This is a genomic window from Paenibacillus amylolyticus (genome assembly GCF_050990605.1).
GTDB lineage: Bacteria > Bacillota > Bacilli > Paenibacillales > Paenibacillaceae > Paenibacillus > Paenibacillus amylolyticus_H.
This window is the reverse complement of record NZ_CP158832.1, coordinates 4,859,695-4,877,549: the sequence shown is the minus strand read 5'-3', so window position 1 is coordinate 4,877,549 and position 17,855 is coordinate 4,859,695. Positions and strand designations below refer to the sequence as shown.

General features: G+C 45.7%; 16 protein-coding genes. 14 read left to right on the top strand and 2 right to left on the bottom strand.

The features are described from left to right. Positions 1-192: 192 nt before the first annotated feature. The 5 genes from pulA (at position 193) to ABTV53_RS21460 (ending at position 6,300) form a co-directional block, all read left to right on the top strand. A complete protein-coding gene (gene pulA, locus ABTV53_RS21480) occupies positions 193-3,069 on the top strand; it encodes a type I pullulanase (protein ID WP_433746273.1) in 2,877 nt (958 codons plus the stop codon). A 273-nt stretch (positions 3,070-3,342) separates the two neighbouring features. Beyond that, positions 3,343-3,972, top strand: coding sequence for a 50S ribosomal protein L25 (locus tag ABTV53_RS21475; protein ID WP_433746270.1), 630 nt, complete (start codon positions 3,343-3,345; stop codon positions 3,970-3,972). A 157-nt stretch (positions 3,973-4,129) separates the two neighbouring features. Further along, positions 4,130-4,651, top strand: a complete 522-nt coding sequence (locus tag ABTV53_RS21470) for a hypothetical protein (protein WP_433746267.1) — start codon at positions 4,130-4,132, stop codon at positions 4,649-4,651. 272 nt (positions 4,652-4,923) lie between these two features. After that, complete coding sequence (locus tag ABTV53_RS21465; protein ID WP_310337527.1) at positions 4,924-5,895, top strand: helix-turn-helix transcriptional regulator; 972 nt, start codon at positions 4,924-4,926, stop codon at positions 5,893-5,895. 42 nt (positions 5,896-5,937) lie between these two features. Further along, positions 5,938-6,300 carry an HIRAN domain-containing protein gene (locus tag ABTV53_RS21460; RefSeq protein ID WP_433746264.1) on the top strand — a complete coding sequence of 121 codons (363 nt, stop codon included), beginning with the start codon at positions 5,938-5,940 and terminating at the stop codon, positions 6,298-6,300. A 55-nt stretch (positions 6,301-6,355) separates the two neighbouring features. Here ABTV53_RS21460 and ABTV53_RS21455 read toward each other — a convergent pair whose 3' ends face one another. Then, positions 6,356-7,459, bottom strand: a complete 1,104-nt coding sequence (locus ABTV53_RS21455; protein ID WP_433746261.1) for a glycosyltransferase family 4 protein — start codon at positions 7,457-7,459, stop codon at positions 6,356-6,358. A gap of 216 nt (positions 7,460-7,675) precedes the next feature. On the opposite strand from ABTV53_RS21455, the gene ABTV53_RS21450 reads away from it, so the two are divergent. The 6 genes from ABTV53_RS21450 (at position 7,676) to msrA (ending at position 13,832) form a co-directional block, all read left to right on the top strand. After that, positions 7,676-7,987: a DUF3817 domain-containing protein gene (locus tag ABTV53_RS21450; RefSeq protein ID WP_215074481.1), complete on the top strand. Its 312-nt coding sequence runs from the start codon at positions 7,676-7,678 to the stop codon at positions 7,985-7,987. A 277-nt stretch (positions 7,988-8,264) separates the two neighbouring features. Continuing rightward, entirely contained in the window at positions 8,265-9,086 is an 822-nt protein-coding gene (locus tag ABTV53_RS21445; RefSeq protein WP_433754313.1) for a TerC family protein, read from the top strand. A gap of 501 nt (positions 9,087-9,587) precedes the next feature. Continuing rightward, positions 9,588-11,051, top strand: a complete 1,464-nt coding sequence (locus ABTV53_RS21440) for an RtcB family protein (protein WP_433746258.1) — start codon at positions 9,588-9,590, stop codon at positions 11,049-11,051. Then, on the top strand, positions 11,051-12,355 hold the full coding sequence (locus ABTV53_RS21435; RefSeq protein WP_433746256.1) for an ATP-binding protein: 1,305 nt from the start codon (positions 11,051-11,053) through the stop codon (positions 12,353-12,355). Before ABTV53_RS21440 ends, ABTV53_RS21435 begins: the two co-directional genes overlap by 1 nt. A gap of 307 nt (positions 12,356-12,662) precedes the next feature. Then, positions 12,663-12,920, top strand: coding sequence for a GlsB/YeaQ/YmgE family stress response membrane protein (locus ABTV53_RS21430; protein ID WP_062835823.1), 258 nt, complete (start codon positions 12,663-12,665; stop codon positions 12,918-12,920). A 396-nt stretch (positions 12,921-13,316) separates the two neighbouring features. Then, the gene (msrA, locus tag ABTV53_RS21425; protein ID WP_433746254.1) at positions 13,317-13,832 is read left to right on the top strand and encodes a peptide-methionine (S)-S-oxide reductase MsrA; all 516 of its coding nucleotides are present in this window, start codon (positions 13,317-13,319) and stop codon (positions 13,830-13,832) included. A 122-nt stretch (positions 13,833-13,954) separates the two neighbouring features. Here the strand turns inward: msrA and ABTV53_RS21420 are convergent, their stop codons facing one another. After that, on the bottom strand, positions 13,955-15,226 hold the full coding sequence (locus tag ABTV53_RS21420; RefSeq protein WP_433746251.1) for a hypothetical protein: 1,272 nt from the start codon (positions 15,224-15,226) through the stop codon (positions 13,955-13,957). Between the two features lie 263 nt (positions 15,227-15,489). On the opposite strand from ABTV53_RS21420, the gene ABTV53_RS21415 reads away from it, so the two are divergent. The 3 genes from ABTV53_RS21415 to ABTV53_RS21405 all read left to right on the top strand — a co-directional run bounded on the left by ABTV53_RS21415 (position 15,490) and on the right by ABTV53_RS21405 (position 17,673). Continuing rightward, positions 15,490-16,086 carry a restriction endonuclease gene (locus ABTV53_RS21415; protein WP_133385845.1) on the top strand — a complete coding sequence of 199 codons (597 nt, stop codon included), beginning with the start codon at positions 15,490-15,492 and terminating at the stop codon, positions 16,084-16,086. A 121-nt stretch (positions 16,087-16,207) separates the two neighbouring features. After that, positions 16,208-16,429 (top strand): hypothetical protein, encoded by a 222-nt coding sequence (locus ABTV53_RS21410; protein WP_433746248.1) that lies wholly within the window; start codon positions 16,208-16,210, stop codon positions 16,427-16,429. Next, the gene (locus ABTV53_RS21405; protein ID WP_433746245.1) at positions 16,420-17,673 is read left to right on the top strand and encodes a DNA glycosylase AlkZ-like family protein; all 1,254 of its coding nucleotides are present in this window, start codon (positions 16,420-16,422) and stop codon (positions 17,671-17,673) included. The genes ABTV53_RS21410 and ABTV53_RS21405 overlap by 10 nt, the downstream gene beginning before the upstream one ends. Positions 17,674-17,855 lie beyond the last annotated feature (182 nt).

Sequence of the window (17,855 nt, the reverse complement as noted above, 5' to 3'; positions counted from 1 at the left end):
TGTCGGGACAGGTACAAATGCTGTCAATCTATAGCGCTTGTTTTCATATCCTATATTTTGAAAGCGATTGCTAATTGAATATACAAAATGAACCGATATGATGAGTACAGACAACCCCGGGTTGACAAACAACGTCCCACTCCGTAACATCGGGACAACACGAAAACAATGGATATAAAGGCGGTGGGAACGATGCCGGAATGGACTTCTTTTCGTTACGAAGGCAACGATCTTGGCTTAACATATACTCGTGTCGCAAGTACCTTTAAATTGTGGGCACCTGCGGCACAACAGGTTGATATATTGATTTTTGAGGATGAAGGGCAGTACAACGAGGATGGTAAGGTGCAAGAGCATAAGGGTGGACGGAAACATTCCTTGACACATGATGCGGACGGAATATGGACTTTGAAGCTTTCAGGCGATTGGGCAGGATATTATTATATGTACCGCATCATTCATAATGATCAGCGGATTGAAGTGGTTGTTGATCCTTACGCCAGAGCGGTAACGGCTAATGGGCAACGAACGGCTATTATCGATCCGGAGACCACCAACCCGGTCGATTGGGACCTGGATGTCAAACCTGCTTTTTTGCGTCCTGTTGATGCCGTGTTATATGAGTTGCATGTCCGTGATTTCTCCTCGGATCCCCATGCAGATATTCCGTATAAGGGAAAATATCTGGCATTTACTGCATCCGGCCTGACGGATCAAGCCGGCAATAGTATTGGCGTAGACCATCTTGCCGAACTGGGAGTCACTCATGTACATCTTCTGCCTGTGGCGGATTATCAGACGGTGAATGAACTCGCTACAGCAGAGGTGGGTTCAAATGTCAGAGCACCATACAACTGGGGGTATGATCCCCAGCATTATAACGTTCCCGAAGGTTCGTATGCGACAGATCCTCGTGATCCTGCAGTTCGAATTCGGGAGCTCAAATCACTCGTACAATCGCTGCACAGACAAGGCATTCGTGTTGTACTTGATGTTGTCTATAATCATACGTATAGCGTGGAAGAAGGACCTTTTGAACGGATTCTACCGGGCTATTATTACCGTTATCGGGAGGATGGCACCCTCAGTGATGGTTCCGGTGTAGGCAATGAATTGGCGACAGAACGTCCAATGGTGCGAAAATATATTCTGGATTCTCTCCGTTATTGGGCAGAAGAATATCATGTGGACGGATTTCGATTTGACCTTATGGCCTTGATTGATACGGAAACAATGAATGAATTGACACGCGAATTGCAGGAACAGATCGATCCGGCATTTCTGATCTATGGGGAACCCTGGACGGGTGGAGATTCACCTTTGGACCGCAAAACATTAAAAGGAACCCAGCGAGGTCAGGGGTTTGCAGTATTCAATGATCACTTTCGCAGTGCAATCAAAGGGGATAGTGATGGCAGTGGCAGAGGGTTTGTCACGGGTGCCGGAGGGCAAGAATATGAGATTCTCAGAGGATTGGCAGGAGCAGTGGATGATTTCACTTCTTCACCTGTGGAGGTTGTCAATTATGTAACGGCCCATGACAATCTCAATCTGTGGGATAAAATTGCGACAACCATGAACCTTCGACATGAATTAGGATTTCCCGTATGGAAGGACGGACAGCCCGTGGGTGGTGGGAGTGCTGAGTCCGCTGTAAAAGCAGCAGATCCTTATCGGTATGTGGATGCAGATGATGTTTTGAATCATGAGATGGTTCGTCGCTCTTTGCTGTCTTCCGGCATTCTGCTTACTTCTCAGGGAATTCCGTTTCTGCATGCAGGGGATGAGATGCTCAGATCCAAAGCCGGCGATCATAACAGTTATCGGAGCGGGGATGCGGTGAACGCTATCACATGGGCCAACAAATCACGGTTCAGACCGGTGTTCGACTACTATCGTGGTCTTATTCATTTACGGCGCACACATCCTGCTTTTCGCATGATTGATGCTGAACAGGTACGAAATCACCTTCGTGTGATTCGGGCAGATGGTAATGTGGTTGCCTTTATACTTCATGATGGTGCGAATCAGGACACCTGGAATCAAATTATGGTCGTCTATAACGGAACGGAACATGAGCAGCATGTCGACCTGGGGGAAGGGGACTGGCATGTTGTAGTCAATGATCATCAGGCAGGCACAGACCTGATCGAGACTGTTCGTGGTACTGTTCAGGTAGAACGATGGTCATTAATGGTACTGTATGACACAGAGCATGCTGGAGGCGCTGAACCATCAACAGTGGAGATTAGTTTTCCTCGCCAAGTATATAGTCCGAAGGAGACCACTCAACTGCGAGCGATCGTACGGGACTGCATTGGCAATGTGGTAGAGAAAGCCCCGGTTACCTGGACTTCTTCTGATCCGGATATTATTCAGATCCAGCCTGATGGAACAATCCATGCACTGGAACGAGGGGAAGCTTCGATTACAGTCCACTGTGGGGACATAACAGGAAGCTGTATGTTACAAGTGGATTATCGTCATGCGGAACGAATCGAAATTGTGGGCGAACCAGTCATGTACATGACTCGAATCAGTCGCTTCCGTGCCTTGGTTCTGGACCAATTTGGTCAGCCGCTTCAGGATTCGAATATACGCTGGAGCTCTTCTCATCCAGAACTTGCAGCGGTGAGTGCAGCAGGGATCGTACGTGCGATGACACCTGGAGTAACCCAAATTATTGCTGAAGCTGGAGGAATCCGGGCAACGCTTGGCGTAACGATTCTTAAACAGATTTCGCGAACCGTCACGCTTCGATACGAACGGGAAGACCAGCATTATGAAGGTTGGGATGTCTGGGTATGGGGCACAGGTATGGAGGACGGAGCAGTACAGCTGGAACGAGTCGGAAATGCCGCTGAAGCCCGCTTCCGCGTTGCTCCGGGCCTGCATCATCTGGGATTGATCATTCGATTGAACGAATGGGAAGCCAAAGATACGTGCGGAGACCGTTACGTGGATATTGTACCTGAAGATGGGGACGTACACATTATTGTCCGTAGCGGGTCAGACGAGATGCAGATCATTCGCGAAAGCGAAAAAACAGAAGATCGTGATAGCGCATAGTTCTTTATTTATGACTTCGAACGTAGTTCGTCATGTTAAGCCAGCAGTTGGAAGAGATTCCGACTGCTTTTCTGGTCTGATTATAAGCCGCATAACTTGCCAAAAAATAAAGAATTGTCCTGTTTCGTGTTTGAGATCCTCTATCATTGGGGTAAATATAGATATGGCCCACGATTCGGCCAAAGGAAAAAAGACCATGATGGTCTATAAGCGAAGCTTTAGCGCTTTCCAACAAATATAATGTAGTGATCCCTTGAAGGAGGATGTTCAATCATGAAATCCAACGGAAAAATGGCTCAACTTACAGCAACGCCAAGAACAGAAAAGAAAGGTGCAGCACTGCGCCTGTTAAGACAAGGCGGACGAGTTCCCGCAGTCGTTTACGGCCCGGGACTTGAAGGTGCTTCAATACATGTAGATGAAAAAGAAATGCTGAAAGTGGCACGCACAGGCCGTTCCGAAATGTTCAACCTGAATGTTGAGGGCGGTAAAACGATTCCGGTGCTGATCAAGGATCAGCAAGAGCGTAACGGACGTTTGGTGCATGTAGACTTCCTGCAAATTTCAAAGAACAAGCCGATCAGCGTAAGTGTATCGATCGACTTCCAGGGAACAGCGGCCGGCTCGAAAGCTGGCGGTGTATTCCAGACACAGGAAACACAGCTGGAAGTAGAAGGACTGCCTGCGGATCTGCCAACGTCCATTGAAGTGGATGTCAGCGGGTTGGACATTGGTGATCGTTTGACTGCTGCGGATATCAAACTGGATAAAGGTTTGACACTCGTAACATCACCTGAGTCGATCATCGCTTCCGTCATGCCGCCACAAGCGGCTGAGGAAGAGCCAACGGCTTCTGCTGAGGAAGCTGAACCGGCAGCAGAAGAAAAAGCTACAGAAGAATAAGCCAAGCTCAGGGATCTCATCAGATTCCATGCTTAACCGAAGCCCAGTCCTAGTGACTGGGCTTTTTATATTTTCAGGAAAAAAGACTGTGCTAGTCGCATGAGGAATGAGAATGTACTACAATACATGTTAAAGGGTAAGAAAGTAGGTTTAATGAATGTTTGATCCAACGGTGTATGACAATCTGAAAGTCGGGTTTGAGAATTATCTCTATGATATGGATAACCTGGACGAACGCATTCAGATTACGGGGCGTAAAGATCGGCTGGAGATGGCAGTGATGTCCAGAGAGTTCACATTACAATTCTGTCTCAGGGATCACCCGGAAGTAACAGGGGAAGTCGTATTAAGCAGTTCCCTTGAGGAACTTGCGTCGGAGATACTGGAGACGCCTGGGGCGAATCCGGGTTGCCGTTTGGAACTACGATTTAGTATGGTTGTGAAGGATCCTGAGAAGCAGTGCCCGGTTATTCGTCCGATATTACAGAAGAGCTGGCCTGAGCAGAGGATGTGCCAGAACATCCGATATATCTTTGATGAACAGCCACTCACGTATAACGTCACGGCTCACGTTTATTTTGATCGCAGTGTGAATGAAGATCAGATGGGGGACATTGCTGAACTCTGTGAGCATATGGCTAATGTGATGAATCAATTATTACAGTTGCATCACCAGTAATTACGAGAAAAGCCTTGTCTCTTTGTAGAGATCAGGGCTTTTTTTGTATTATTTTTAGAAAATTGTATAGGCTTTCAGGCTTAGGTTTAAGGGCTTTTTGGTTAATGTTTTACGCAAGCAAGTAAGAGAATGTATATTAAAAGGGGGTAAGAGTGCAATTGGACTATACAAAAATGGTGAAATTGCGAAAATAATATTGGGACTAAAGATTTAGTTCTGTACTAAAGGAACTAGTTTTCCTTGCCGATAAAATATCGAAGGGGAGAAACTACATGACAGAGAAATTAATTCGTCTGCTGCGTATACTTCAGGCTATACAAGCAAATCCTGGAATTTCAGCCAAGGAGTTGGCGCTGAAATGCGGTACGACTGTACGCACGATTTATCGTGATCTCCGGATTTTGGATAGGGTCGCCCCGATTATGAATGAAGGATATGGCAAGGGTTACCGATTTATTGGTGAGTTTGCGATGTATCCATTAGATTTTACTGAACAGGAAGCGATGGTCTTCTCCATGCTTCCGTCCGTAGTTGATACCTCCAAGTTACCTGCTGAGTTCGATTCAGCTTTTGACAAGGTCATGTCGGCTCATACCAAATTAAAATCAAGAAACAGTGACATTGTAGAGAATATTGCGGGAATTATTCGGATGGGCACGCCAGCTTATCGTGAGGAAGGAAAAGACCCGAATCTGCTGATTCCCATCATCGAAGCTATTCTAAGCCAGCAAACCATTCGTACTCAATATCATACACTGACAAGAAATGAGATCACAGTCCGGGATATCGACCCCTATTATCTCATTCCACGTGATCAACGTTTTTATTTGATCGGATACTGCCACTTGCTGCAAAAAGTTCGATTGTTTCGAATTAGCCGTTTTTTGGATGTGACACGAACAAATGCCGGTTTCGACAAGGGTGATTTCAACATAACTCAGTACATGAAAAACACATGGTCTATTGACCGTGGTGACGAAAATATCCATTTCAAGGTAAGATTCTCTGAGAAAGTGGCCCCCTACATAAAAGAAGAAGAAATGTTTGTTCGCCCGCGAATGACGAATATGTCGGATGGGGGATTGTTATTTGAAGTGACACTGAATAGCAGCAGAGAATTTTTGAAATGGTTGTATCAATTTGGGCCGGAGGCAGAGGTACTTGAACCTCGTGAGTTTCGTAGAGAGATACGCAGGCAACTTGTCGAGTGGTTGGAACATTATGAAACCGATGTATCTTTGTAAAAATTTTAATCATGGAGAAATACAAGAGAAGGAGCAGGTAATATGAGCACCAAATTATTCGCAGCTATGTATGGGATGGACCACTACCATGGAGTACAGGTTTTACATGTGGGGGATACCGTGTATCTCGTCAAAGATCCAGATAATCGTTTGGATCATCAAGCGATTAAGGTTGTTATTCCCCCGATTGGAGCCGTAGGTTATATCGCTAATGATCCGCTGGTCGTACCTCATGGATGTTGGACCGGGACGGCATTCTACGATGTATTTCATCAACTAACATGTGCCAAAGTACGATTCATGATGAGAGATATGGTTATTATGGAGTTAATTGAGATGAGTCACATTCCTGTTCCGCAGATGGATTCTTTGATTACGGGATGGCAATTTCGTGAAAAAGCTTGATCATCTTAGAGAGCCTGTTCTTTCTGTCAAAATGATCATCCTAACAGAAAAAGGCTCATTTACGGATGAGCCTGGTATAGGTAGCTTCCAGATGCATGGCTGTTCTGGCCCAACTGAAATATGCCCTTGCGCTGTCTCGGCCAGCCTTCCCTAATATCTCGGCAAAAGTGGGATTGCTTGCAAGTTTGTACAGATAAGAGGCGAAACTTTGGGGACGCTTATAAGCAGTGACAAGGTATCCATTGATACCTGATTCAATAATCTCGCGAATACCTCCATTATCCGAAGCAATGACAGGTAATCCTGAAGCCATCGCCTCAACATTAACCAGGCCAAAAGCTTCATGTTCTTGAGATGGACAAACCAGGCAATCGACAGCCCGATACAACTGATCGATATGCTCATGATTTATCTGACCACGGAAGGAAACATGGACTTTTTGTTTATGCGCAAGTTCGCGAAGTTTACGCATGTAATACGGAGGCCCTTTGCCTGCAACAACCAGTTGAACAGGCATCTGTTGCTGAAGGAGGGCAGTCGCACGAATTAATACGTCTACACCTTTTCCAGGGATAAGCCTGCCGACATACAGAATAGAGAATGGTTTAGTTATTCCAAATTGTGTACGCAGATGAATCTGTTCTTCGCTGGATTCAACAGGCCTGAAGCGGCTTAGATCTGCACCCAATGGAACCACACTCATCCGGCGTTTTACCGTCGGAAATCTGTGGCCTAACCTTTGTCGCAGGGAATGACTGTTGACGGCAATCCAAGTCGCCTTTTTCATCAATGTGAGTCTGGAAGGTCCGGGCTGAGCGAACGTTAACGAGTGAAGATAGAGTACAACAGGTGTGCGTGGAAAAGCTCGTTTGATGGTGGCCATGCTTCGTGGTCTGTTATCCACTTGAATGACATCATAGGGTTGTTGGGATAACAGGCGTATCACTGCTTTGGTGTACCTGACAGGACTCGTTGCAGGGACACGTTGGATGGTGATACCATCAATCTGTTCTTTGGCGGCAAGACCTTGCATTTGACGACTTATAATGGTCACCTGATGGCGATGGGCTAGTTCACGAGCGATGCCCAGAATACAGATTTCCACGGAACCATTACCGGGCAAAGGCAATTTCTCGGGTGCAACCATAGCTATTTTCATGATCCGGCTCCTCCTTGTCCGACATCTGTAACAATCTTCGTCATATATCTTATGAGAAGCTAAGGCATTTGGCTCCTGCGAAAATGATAGGTGAACCACCCATATAAGCGTGCAGGAATATTCTGCTGCATGGAATGAAGAGGAAATATTCAGCTTTTGTGATATACTGTACGGGAACAATTGAATTCGTTACATGTTAAAAGCAGGAGGAAAATAATGTTACATTCTATGCTGGGGCGCTTCCGGCTAATGTTGTGGTTGCAGGGCATTTCGTACGTGTTGTTACTGTTTGTTGCTTTTCCGTTGAGAGATGCCGGGGTTATGCCGCAGGCTGTCACATGGTTTGGGAATCTGTACGGTTTTTTGTTTTTAATGTATTTGTTATTTATGGTGAGTCTGTACACCTCGCAGAAGTGGCGTCTGCGCCGCCCAATTGCTCTGTTCTTTGTTTCTTTCATTCCACTGGGGAATATGATCTACGATGTTGTTGTATTCCGTAAGCTGTATCGTCAACTAAATAAAGCTTGACTTTATTTAACGTTATGAAATATGATGAGTACAGGTTAAACAACCCGTTCCAACTAAAACTACATATTCCTGTTAAAGGGGAGTAGCTTTTACAGTAAAGTCGTCAATTCGGGATCATATCCCCGGCTTTATTGGCAGCAATTTTGTTGTTAGCGAGACCTTTACCAAGTTTTCATGCTCGGTAAAGTTCTCTTTTTGTGGATATAAAAGGACCTTACCAGTGATGGTAAAGGTCCTTTTTTTTGTACATCATAAGAATATTAAGGAGGAGTCAATGTTGGATGTTTCATTATTATTAGAATATGGGTGGGTGCTTGCTGTCTTAGTGGTCCTTGAAGGATTACTTGCAGCCGATAATGCATTGGTACTCGCAATCATGGTTAAACACTTGCCTGAAGATAAGCGCAAAAAAGCGTTGTTCTATGGTCTGATGGGTGCATTTGTTTTCCGTTTAGGTTCGTTGTTCCTGATCTCTTTCCTGGTCGATGTATGGCAGGTACAAGCGATCGGTGCCCTGTATCTCCTGTATATTTCGATTAACCATATCGTTAAAAAGATACTGGGTAGTCGCAATAAGACAGATGAAGCAGTTGATGATTCAACGCCTAAGAAACCGAAAAAACAATCCGGTTTCTGGATGACCGTTTTCAAGGTGGAAGTAGCAGATATCGCATTTGCAGTTGATTCCATTCTTGCTGCTGTTGCTTTGGCCGTGGCGTTGCCACCAAGTGGATTGCCTGCAATTGGCGGACTTGACGGGGGACAGTTTATCGTTATCTTCCTCGGTGGATTCATCGGGCTTGTGATCATGCGTTTTGCAGCCTCATACTTTGTAAAATTGCTTCATTCCCGTCCAGGACTTGAAGTTGCGGCATTTGTAATCGTAGGTTGGGTAGGGGTTAAGTTGGCAGTTATTACACTCGCTCACCCTTCATTGGGTGTTCTGGATGAGCATTTTCCGGAAAATAAAATTTGGAAATTCGGATTCTATATTGTACTGATCACCATTGCGGTATGTGGTTGGTTCCTGTCTTCCAAAGTTCCTGAAAAAGAAGACGAAAATCCGGTTGAAGAGTTGGAAAAACAAGCAGGACTGTAATAATCATGTTACGCTAACAACATCATTATTATTGGGAAAACAGGAGATTGTCCTAGGACAATCTCCTGTTTTTGTTTACATATGAAATATGCAACATGGTCCAATTTCCAAGAAAAGGGTTGACACATTAATTTCAGTCCCTTTAATATAAGACTTAACATTAACGAAGGGAGGCCGAGAGACATGATGCTTGGTTATGATTTGATTCAAACAGGGCGCAAGGTAGACAAAATGGCATATCCGGCTCATCGTTTCATTGGCCTCATACGGTCGACATAGGGGATAGGCATATCGTTTAGGGGGGGTTATAATCGATATGCGTTCTTCGCTTATATTATAGCGATGGATGACAGACACATAGCATGTTATGCTGTTCTGTTCTCCGTTATTGTCATTCAGTAGAAGTCATGGGCGACTAGCCTATGGCTTTTTTATATTTATTTTACAGAAGAGTCAGCAAACCGAATTTGCTGAAAGTACAGGAAGGAATAATACACTTTTATGAATACAGAATTTAATTTATTTACTAATCCAAATGAAATCGCAGGTGGCTACCGGCATGAAGTGAAATTGCCTGCAGGTGACCTAACCGTATATGCGGCGCAACAGCTATTCTCCTCGCTCGATTACAAGGTGTTCGAGATGGCAAACAATAATCTGCAGATTCCGGGAATCTCTTATATGAGTTACACGCCGGACGTGCATGTCGGTGTAGGTACATGCATTGGAACGACAGCCGTGTGGAATGCGCAGAGCGGATACGTTTCTCCCTCCATCGTGGGCAGTGACATTGGCTGTGGCATGCGAGTGCACATGACGAACTTGCACAAGGATGAATTGAAAGACATCAAGCTCCGTCGCAAACTCGTCAAAGCCATTGAAAAAGTATTGCCGATGGAGGCGAACCAGCGAGGTCATTACTCGGATATAAGACTGGAGCATATTGTTCGTAAAGGACTGCATGGTTTACCCAAAAAGTATATTCCAGACAGCTATACACCGAAAAAATCAACCGCAATGACACATGTGGAAAGCAGCAAGTTCAGTTACGATGAGGACGTGTTAAACCACGTTCCTGATATGACATGGCATCGTTCACATCGCCAGCTCGGAACACTGGGTGGGGGGAATCATTTTGCCGAGATCCAGGCGATTGAGGTCGCTGAAGAGAATCGTGAAATCGCCGAAGCTTGGGGATTGGTTGATGGACAGGTCGTGGTCATGATTCATTCCGGCTCTCGTGCATGGGGTGGTTATGTAAGTCAGGCGAGTTCATCAGCGATTGCCAAAGTCATGCAACGGCTTAACCTGGGTACATCCGATCCCAGACTGGTATTTGCTCCACTGGAGCATGCGGAAGGTCGTCATTATGTGAACATGATGTATTCTGCATTGAATTACGCTGTTGTCAATCGGCACCTGATTGCGTATGCTATTCGCGAAGCATTCCGGGATGTGTTTGGTTCCAAATGTGAATTTCGTACGTTATACGATCTGATGCACAACTATGCCTGGGAGGAATCTCACGCAGACCAAGGTTCCGTTTTTGTGCATCGTAAAGGGGCGACACGTGCTTTGCCAGCAGGTCACCCGGACAATCCAAAGCCTTATCTGGCAACAGGACATCCGGCACTTATTCCGGGGTCCATGGGAACTGCTTCATATATCATGGTAGGTCAGCCGCAGGGTGCTGATAATTATTATTCAATATGTCATGGTGCGGGTCGCATTCGTTCACGGACGGCAACGAAACGATTGGTTTCCGTAGAAGATTTTGCTTCGGCACTGGGTGTAGGTACAGAAGATGAGATCGTGGTTAACCAACGCTCACTTGAATCCATTATTGATGAATCACCTCAGGCTTATAAAAATGTAGATGAAATTATAGACAGTGTTACCGGCGCAGGCCTGGCTCAAGTTGTAGCCAAATGCAAACCGCTTGTAGCGGTAAAGGGAGCGAAATAATGACAATAAACGAAAAACAAACAGATCCAACCCAGGCGATCTATACCTATGACGAACAACATGATACCCGAATTCGAGTGGAGGGGTATGCCATCTATTCAAGGCTGATTCGTGGAATCAGTGAGGCACTCCATCAGCGTTATGGAGTTGAATACAAGCTTTATGCCAGTTCTGACCCGAACAATGAATATTGGGAGTTACTCCGGGAAGACTTGCAAAATGGCAGTGACGAAGTGGAATTGGTAGCCCGCATATTCGAGGATTTGGAACTTCAGACGTTGCATTACGATGATGATGGAGATGTGCCCACTTATGGTGTGCATTACTCCATTCGTAACAACGTATTTGCTTATCCGAAATGGGGTGTAGCACTCGTGCGGGTTCCATTTTTCCGAGAGAATGGGATCTACAGTGAAGACTTTGTCTTTGCCGTCGGTGATGAGGAGATGAAGCAATTTTTGGGAAGTGTCCGGGAACGGGAACGTCAGCAAAATATGAAAAAAGTAACGGTGTATACCGATGCCCGGAATGGCAGCGATCGCCATGTGGAATCGATCACTCGCTCCGTGGGACGAGAGGATGTTGTTCTCTCGGCACAGATCAAGCAGGATATTTTCCGCTCGCTGGATCAGTTTTTCGAAGCAGATCGTTCTTTTTACAGAGATTATGATATCCCGTACAAACGAGGCATCTTATTGTATGGGCATCCGGGGAATGGCAAGACCACGTTGGTGAAATCCATTGCTGGAAGTATTCCGGGACCGGCTGCGTATTGGCAGATAACGGAGTATACCAACAGTGAATCGGTGCGTGAAGTGTTCGAGGCTGCCAAGCGGCTCGCACCGATGGTACTGATCATTGAGGACATCGATTCGATGCCGGATGAAGTCCGTTCCTTTTTCCTGAATACACTGGATGGAGCTACGTCGAAAGAAGGCATTTTCCTGATCGGGACAACGAACTATCCTGAGAAAATAGACCCTGGCCTCATGAACCGTGCTGGACGGTTTGACCGGGCTTACGAAATTCCGTTGCCAGATGAAGCGTTGCGCTTGCAATACTTGCGCCAACGAGGCTTCACCGTATTCGCGGGTGAAGAAGGCACGATAGAAGCAGCCCGTCTGACCGACACGTTTTCTCTTGCACAGCTAGGTGAGTTGTATGTGAGCGCTGCGCTGGAATGGCATCAGAATGGACAGACAGACATTGTGAAAGTCATTCAGTCGATGCGTGGCGAGCTGGACAAGAGCCACAAACATACTTGGCTGGCGCAGCCAGGAAAGGGCCGTGCAGGCTTTTATTGATCCGACCTAACCCATCCATCCTATAATATGACGCAATTATATAAATAATCCTACCTCAATTGGTGATACTAACCTTGTCTGCTCTAACATACAATGACTTTCGGGAGGTACATAACGCAGCCCTGAGCTGGTGAGATGCCGGAAAGTACGCGATCTGTTCCATACCTGACTAAGGCTTGTTTTGCAGAGGAAGATGCATGGGGACAAAAGGTAATATGCAAAAAAAATTATGCCAATTGTTTAAATGCTTCTGTAGCGGTTAATAGTAGACAGACAACAACAAAAACTTTAATTAGAGGTGAATGATATGGGTTGGTTATGGTCATTAATTATCGGTGGTATCATTGGTTGGTTGGCAGGTTTGATCGTTGGTCGTGACATTCCAGGTGGTGTTATTGGTAACATCATTGCTGGTTTCATCGGTGGATGGTTAGGTGGAGTAATCTTGGGCGATATGGGTCCTGAGATGGGCGGATTCCACATTGTACCTGCATTGATCGGTGCGATCGTTCTTGTAGCCATCGTAAGCTTGATCTTCCGTTCGATGGGACGTAGTCGCGGGTAACTTAATCAAGATAATTTCTTGAATTAGTTGTCAGCTAAAATGAAATACCAAATGAACAAATGAATTATCAATGAAGAGGTTGATTGAGAGCCATAACGATGGCTTTCAATCAACCTCTTGTTGTTTTACAATATAAGAATGTATGCGTAATGGCTAGCTACATAAATTGAACTAACTTTTACACGAGAACGTAGAGGACAGAAAGAACCTGAAGAAGCGGAGCTAAAAGCTTTCTGAAAGAAAGCTACTTCGTAAGCATAAACTTCGCCTTTATCGCCAGATTTTCTCCTTGTAAAGCCAAATATAAAAAATATAGGGATAACAGCGATCAGAAGGTTGTTCTGTCATCGGAGTGGTAAGTGTAAAAGGTAGTTTCGATAAGAAGGGATGAACGGAATGGAAAAAGCTACATTCGCCGGCGGATGTTTCTGGTGTATGGTTACACCGTTTGAAGAACAACCGGGCATTCATGGTATTATATCGGGTTATGCCGGCGGTCACGTCGAGAATCCAACATATGAGCAGGTCAAAACCGGGGAGACCGGTCATGTCGAAGTGGTTGAAATTACATTTGATCCAGATGTATTCCCGTATGAACGACTGCTGGAGCTGTACTGGCCACAGATTGATCCAACGGATGACGGAGGCCAGTTCCAGGATCGGGGGACACAGTATCGTACGGCGATCTTTGTGCATAATGAACGTCAACGTGAGCTTGCTGAACAGTCCAAACAGGAACTTGAAGCCAGCGGACGATTCACTCAACCGATTGTTACGGAAATTCGGGATGCAGCTGTATTCTATCCGGCTGAAGACTATCATCAGGATTACCACAAGAAAAACGAAAAACATTATAAGGAAGACCGTGCGTTATCCGGACGGGACGAATTTATAGACGAGAATTGGAAATAGGATGATTCAATCCTGCCCATATAATAAGCCTGGAGAGTTCCATAAGGAACTCTCCAGGCTTATTATTGAATAGAGTTTATCATTTGGGTCACAGGCATGATAACTAGCCAGTAAGACTCTTTTTATTTTGCAGAATGGGATTTCAATACATATTTGGACAATGTCTCATCGTTCATGGAATAGATGACATCATCCACATAGGTAGAGACACCTTCTAATGAAGGAACTGAGGCAGTAGTCGTGTAGATATGCACGTCTTCCAGCGTCCGGGGATCAAGAATGTATCCTGTTTTGGCAAAATCAAGCTGATACTGACCATCCTGTGTCTGGTCAACATGCATCAACGCAGGCTGTGCGTCCTTGAATGTACGCTCAGTCACTTTGCCTTTCATCGTGTACAGCTCCAGCTTCTGCCCTGTAAAGACGGTATAACCGTTGCCAGCTGTCTGAATGTAGGCATCCCCAGCAATGGCACGTCCCCAAGCAAGCTTGCCATCGGTGCCAAAGCCCATCAGTCGGTTACCGGTGTTCGCGAAATTGGCACGCATAATGATGGAACCATCATTCAGAATAGCCAGCGATTCACCGCCGCCATCTCCCAGTGTATTTGCATTGGCAGGGAATTGGTAGAAGGACAGACGATTCAACGTACGATCGTAGATCTCCACTTTGGGATTCGCAGCTTGCTGCCAGAAGTTGCCTACCTTGGTTTGTTTGCTGGCATCCACTATAATTCGACCATGATCAGCCTTGAGCACGCTGCCGTTAATGGTCTTTTCGGTAATTAATTTGCCCTTTTTGTCATATAACGAGATGGCTGAGCGAACGGAACCATTTGACTGCACGCCCTGACTTGAAGCAACCATCAGCGTATCGTTATCCAATAGGGATATGTTTGCAGGTGAGTTCACCGTTTTGATCCAGTTGGTTTTACCGGATGTATTGAATGAGTACAATTTTTTTGTTTTGTCCGAATATTCCATATACACATATGCTGTACCGTTGCTGGCATATACCGAATCGGAGTATGTGGCGTAAGGACCGCTTTTCTCATGGAATATCGTATTCCACTTCAATTGCCCAGTTGTGGCATCGAATGCTTGTAGAGAGTCCAGTTGCCAGTCCAGTGTAGTTTTGCTGCTTGTTTTCGTTACGGCCTGGGAGGCATGTACATATACAAGATTTTTGGATGGCACGGCATGGATTGCCTTAATCAGGACATCTTTTTCGGTATTGGCCTCAGATAACATCAGGGAAGATGACGTCCACGCTGGTTTGGGCATGGATTCGGTTGAGGCAGCAGCGTAACTTGTTGTATTCATGGTGAAGAGGAGCATGCCGCTAAGAATGAGGGCAGCCCATGTTTTGGACTTGTGTTTGGTCAATGTATGCAAGTGATAAACCACCTTTCTTCTTCGATTCATAACAGAACCGATTGTTGAATTTTACCATTGAAGTGAAGTGCAATTCAACCGAACACACTGTAACCTTTTATCATTCGTTTGTCGAAATTACCATGTTTGGAGAAGTGTTGCGGTTACAGGGAATTCATCTTCTTTCGATGAAGGTGGAAGTCTGATATATTTAGTGCGGTGACAAGCCATATCCGCGTAAAGACGTTGAATAGAACATAGGCAAAAGAACAAGGAGAACAGCTATGAACTGGAGTGAAAATGTGACCCTATGGGTCATCGGGATTATTGTCATATTACTACTGCTGGCCTGGATTATTCGGCGTGTTATCGGGCGCGGGCAGCGGATCCGAAGTGAAGCCAATCCGAGGAAGATTACGATAAAGGACATCGACAAGATGGAGGATGGCTCGGAATTTGAATTATATCTCTATCATTTATTCGAAGAGCTCGGGTACGATGAGGTGCATAAGACAACGAGCAGCCGGGATTTTGGGGCAGATCTGGTGTTTGTCGATAGACTCGGCAGACGAAGTGTGATACAAGCGAAGCGATATGGTGCGAACCATCCTGTAGGATTGAGTGCAGTGCAGGAGATATATACATCCATGCGTTATTATGAAGCCGACCGGTCGATTGTATTAACGTCCGCTCGTTACACCGAAGCCTGTCGGACGCTTGCAGCAGTTAATGGAGTGAAGCTGCTGGACCGGGAAGATCTGATGGAATTAATTCTGTTATTCAAAGCCAGAAGAGTAGAGGAAGCATTGGAACTGATCGAAGAAGATGATCATGAACCAATCGAGACGTGGCAGTCCCGGCGAAAGCGGCAATCCCGCTAAGTACTTGGGTTGAAGCCTGTTTTAATGATGTATATGCCCATTCCAGCAGGAAGCACCTTCACTTGCGTAGCTGCACATGATATATTGAGTGTATATCAACCAAAGGAGTGTGTAATCCGTTATGGCACGTACACAAACACAAAAAGCATTACGCAAAGCAGAGCGGTCAGGTCAATGGTGCTCGGAACAGAGCCGAAGAGTTAACGGAGATTATGGTGCGTTATCCCAGCATGTACGACTCATGCCTACGAAGCAGGAAAAATTGCAAAAGATCAAACACAAGAAGCAGATCATCCAGGATGGTGGTGCTTCTTTTTATTTTGGGAAGAACCTATGCATATGACAACAGCGCTGCAAATGAATAAAAAGATCGTTCGGCGTTTTTTGCTGCAAACGCAAGCTTTACTGGAACGTTGGCCCGCAGTTTCCTTACCATCGGGACCCGATCAAGTTTTGAGTTTGATTCGCTCCCTTGGTTGCGTGCAGATCGATCCTGTGGCTGCTGTAACCGGAAACCAGCATTTGGTGCTGGGTGCTCGTGACCCGGGTTATACGGCTGACAGCTTAAATTCGCTGCTGAGTGATCATAAGGTGTTTGAATATTTTGCAAATGCTGCCTGTGTCATTCCAATCGAAGATTATGCTCTCTTGGAACCTGTGCGTGCCGGGTTAAGGGAGCGTCTGGCTCCATCCTTGCAAGGGCTGGAGAAAACAGTGCAGCATGTGTTACAGCGTTTGAAGGAGGAAGGACCTTTACCTTCAAGAGCCTTCCGTGCTGTTGACCGGGTAAGTGGTTATTGGGACAGTGCAGATGTGCCGAAGACGAAGGATACTACGCTTGCTCTGAATCTAATGTTAGACTCTGCTGTCATTCGTGTGGTGGCGAGGCGGGGAAATGAACGTTATTTTCATATTACTGAATCCGAGTTGCAGCAACAGGGACTTACGATAAGAGAAGACATGGATGTGTTTGCCCAAAGACAGGCTCTGTTGGATAAATACATTCATGCGTACCGCGTCGTAGATGCCCGTGATCCCCGTCTGGGCTGGCTCAAATCTACAGCGGCTGAACGACGCGCCGATATTGCTGCCCGTGTGTCAGATGGACGAATGATCCCGCTTAAGGTGGAGGACGTGGCGACGCCTTATTATATACGTGCTGAAGATGAGGATTTGTTATTACACATGGAGAGGGAAGAGCCACACTATGATCCATCAGGCCCGGTCCGTTTTCTGCCACCACTGGACAACCTGTTGTGGAGAAGAGAACGTATTGTGGATTTATTCGATTTTCAATATAAATGGGAGATATATACGCCAGAGGTGAAAAGAACCTACGGTTATTATGCTATGCCGATTCTTCACGGTGATCGGTTGATCGGACGTATGGACCCGCGACTTGATCGCAAAACGGGAGTACTTACGGTCCGCTTGTTATCCATGGAAGAGACTGCTCCACCTGTGGAGGAATGGATTAATGATTTTCGGGAGGGGCTGCAATTCTTTGCAACCATGCATGGAGCGCGTTCTATCTTTATTGAGAAGACGGTACCGAAAGAACTGAAAAAGCAGCTTAAATCGATTTGAGTAGCGGATATACGAAAGAGTGTATGGATACGAAAATCGGAATTGTTAAGGGGAAAAGGATCTAAAAAGGACAAAAAAAGGAGGAGCTGACAGGAGCCCTCCTTCTTCATTGATTTTATAATCAGATCTTTAACATGACATCAGAAGTGCTAATGAAAACCTAGGTTCACGTTCACGGCAAA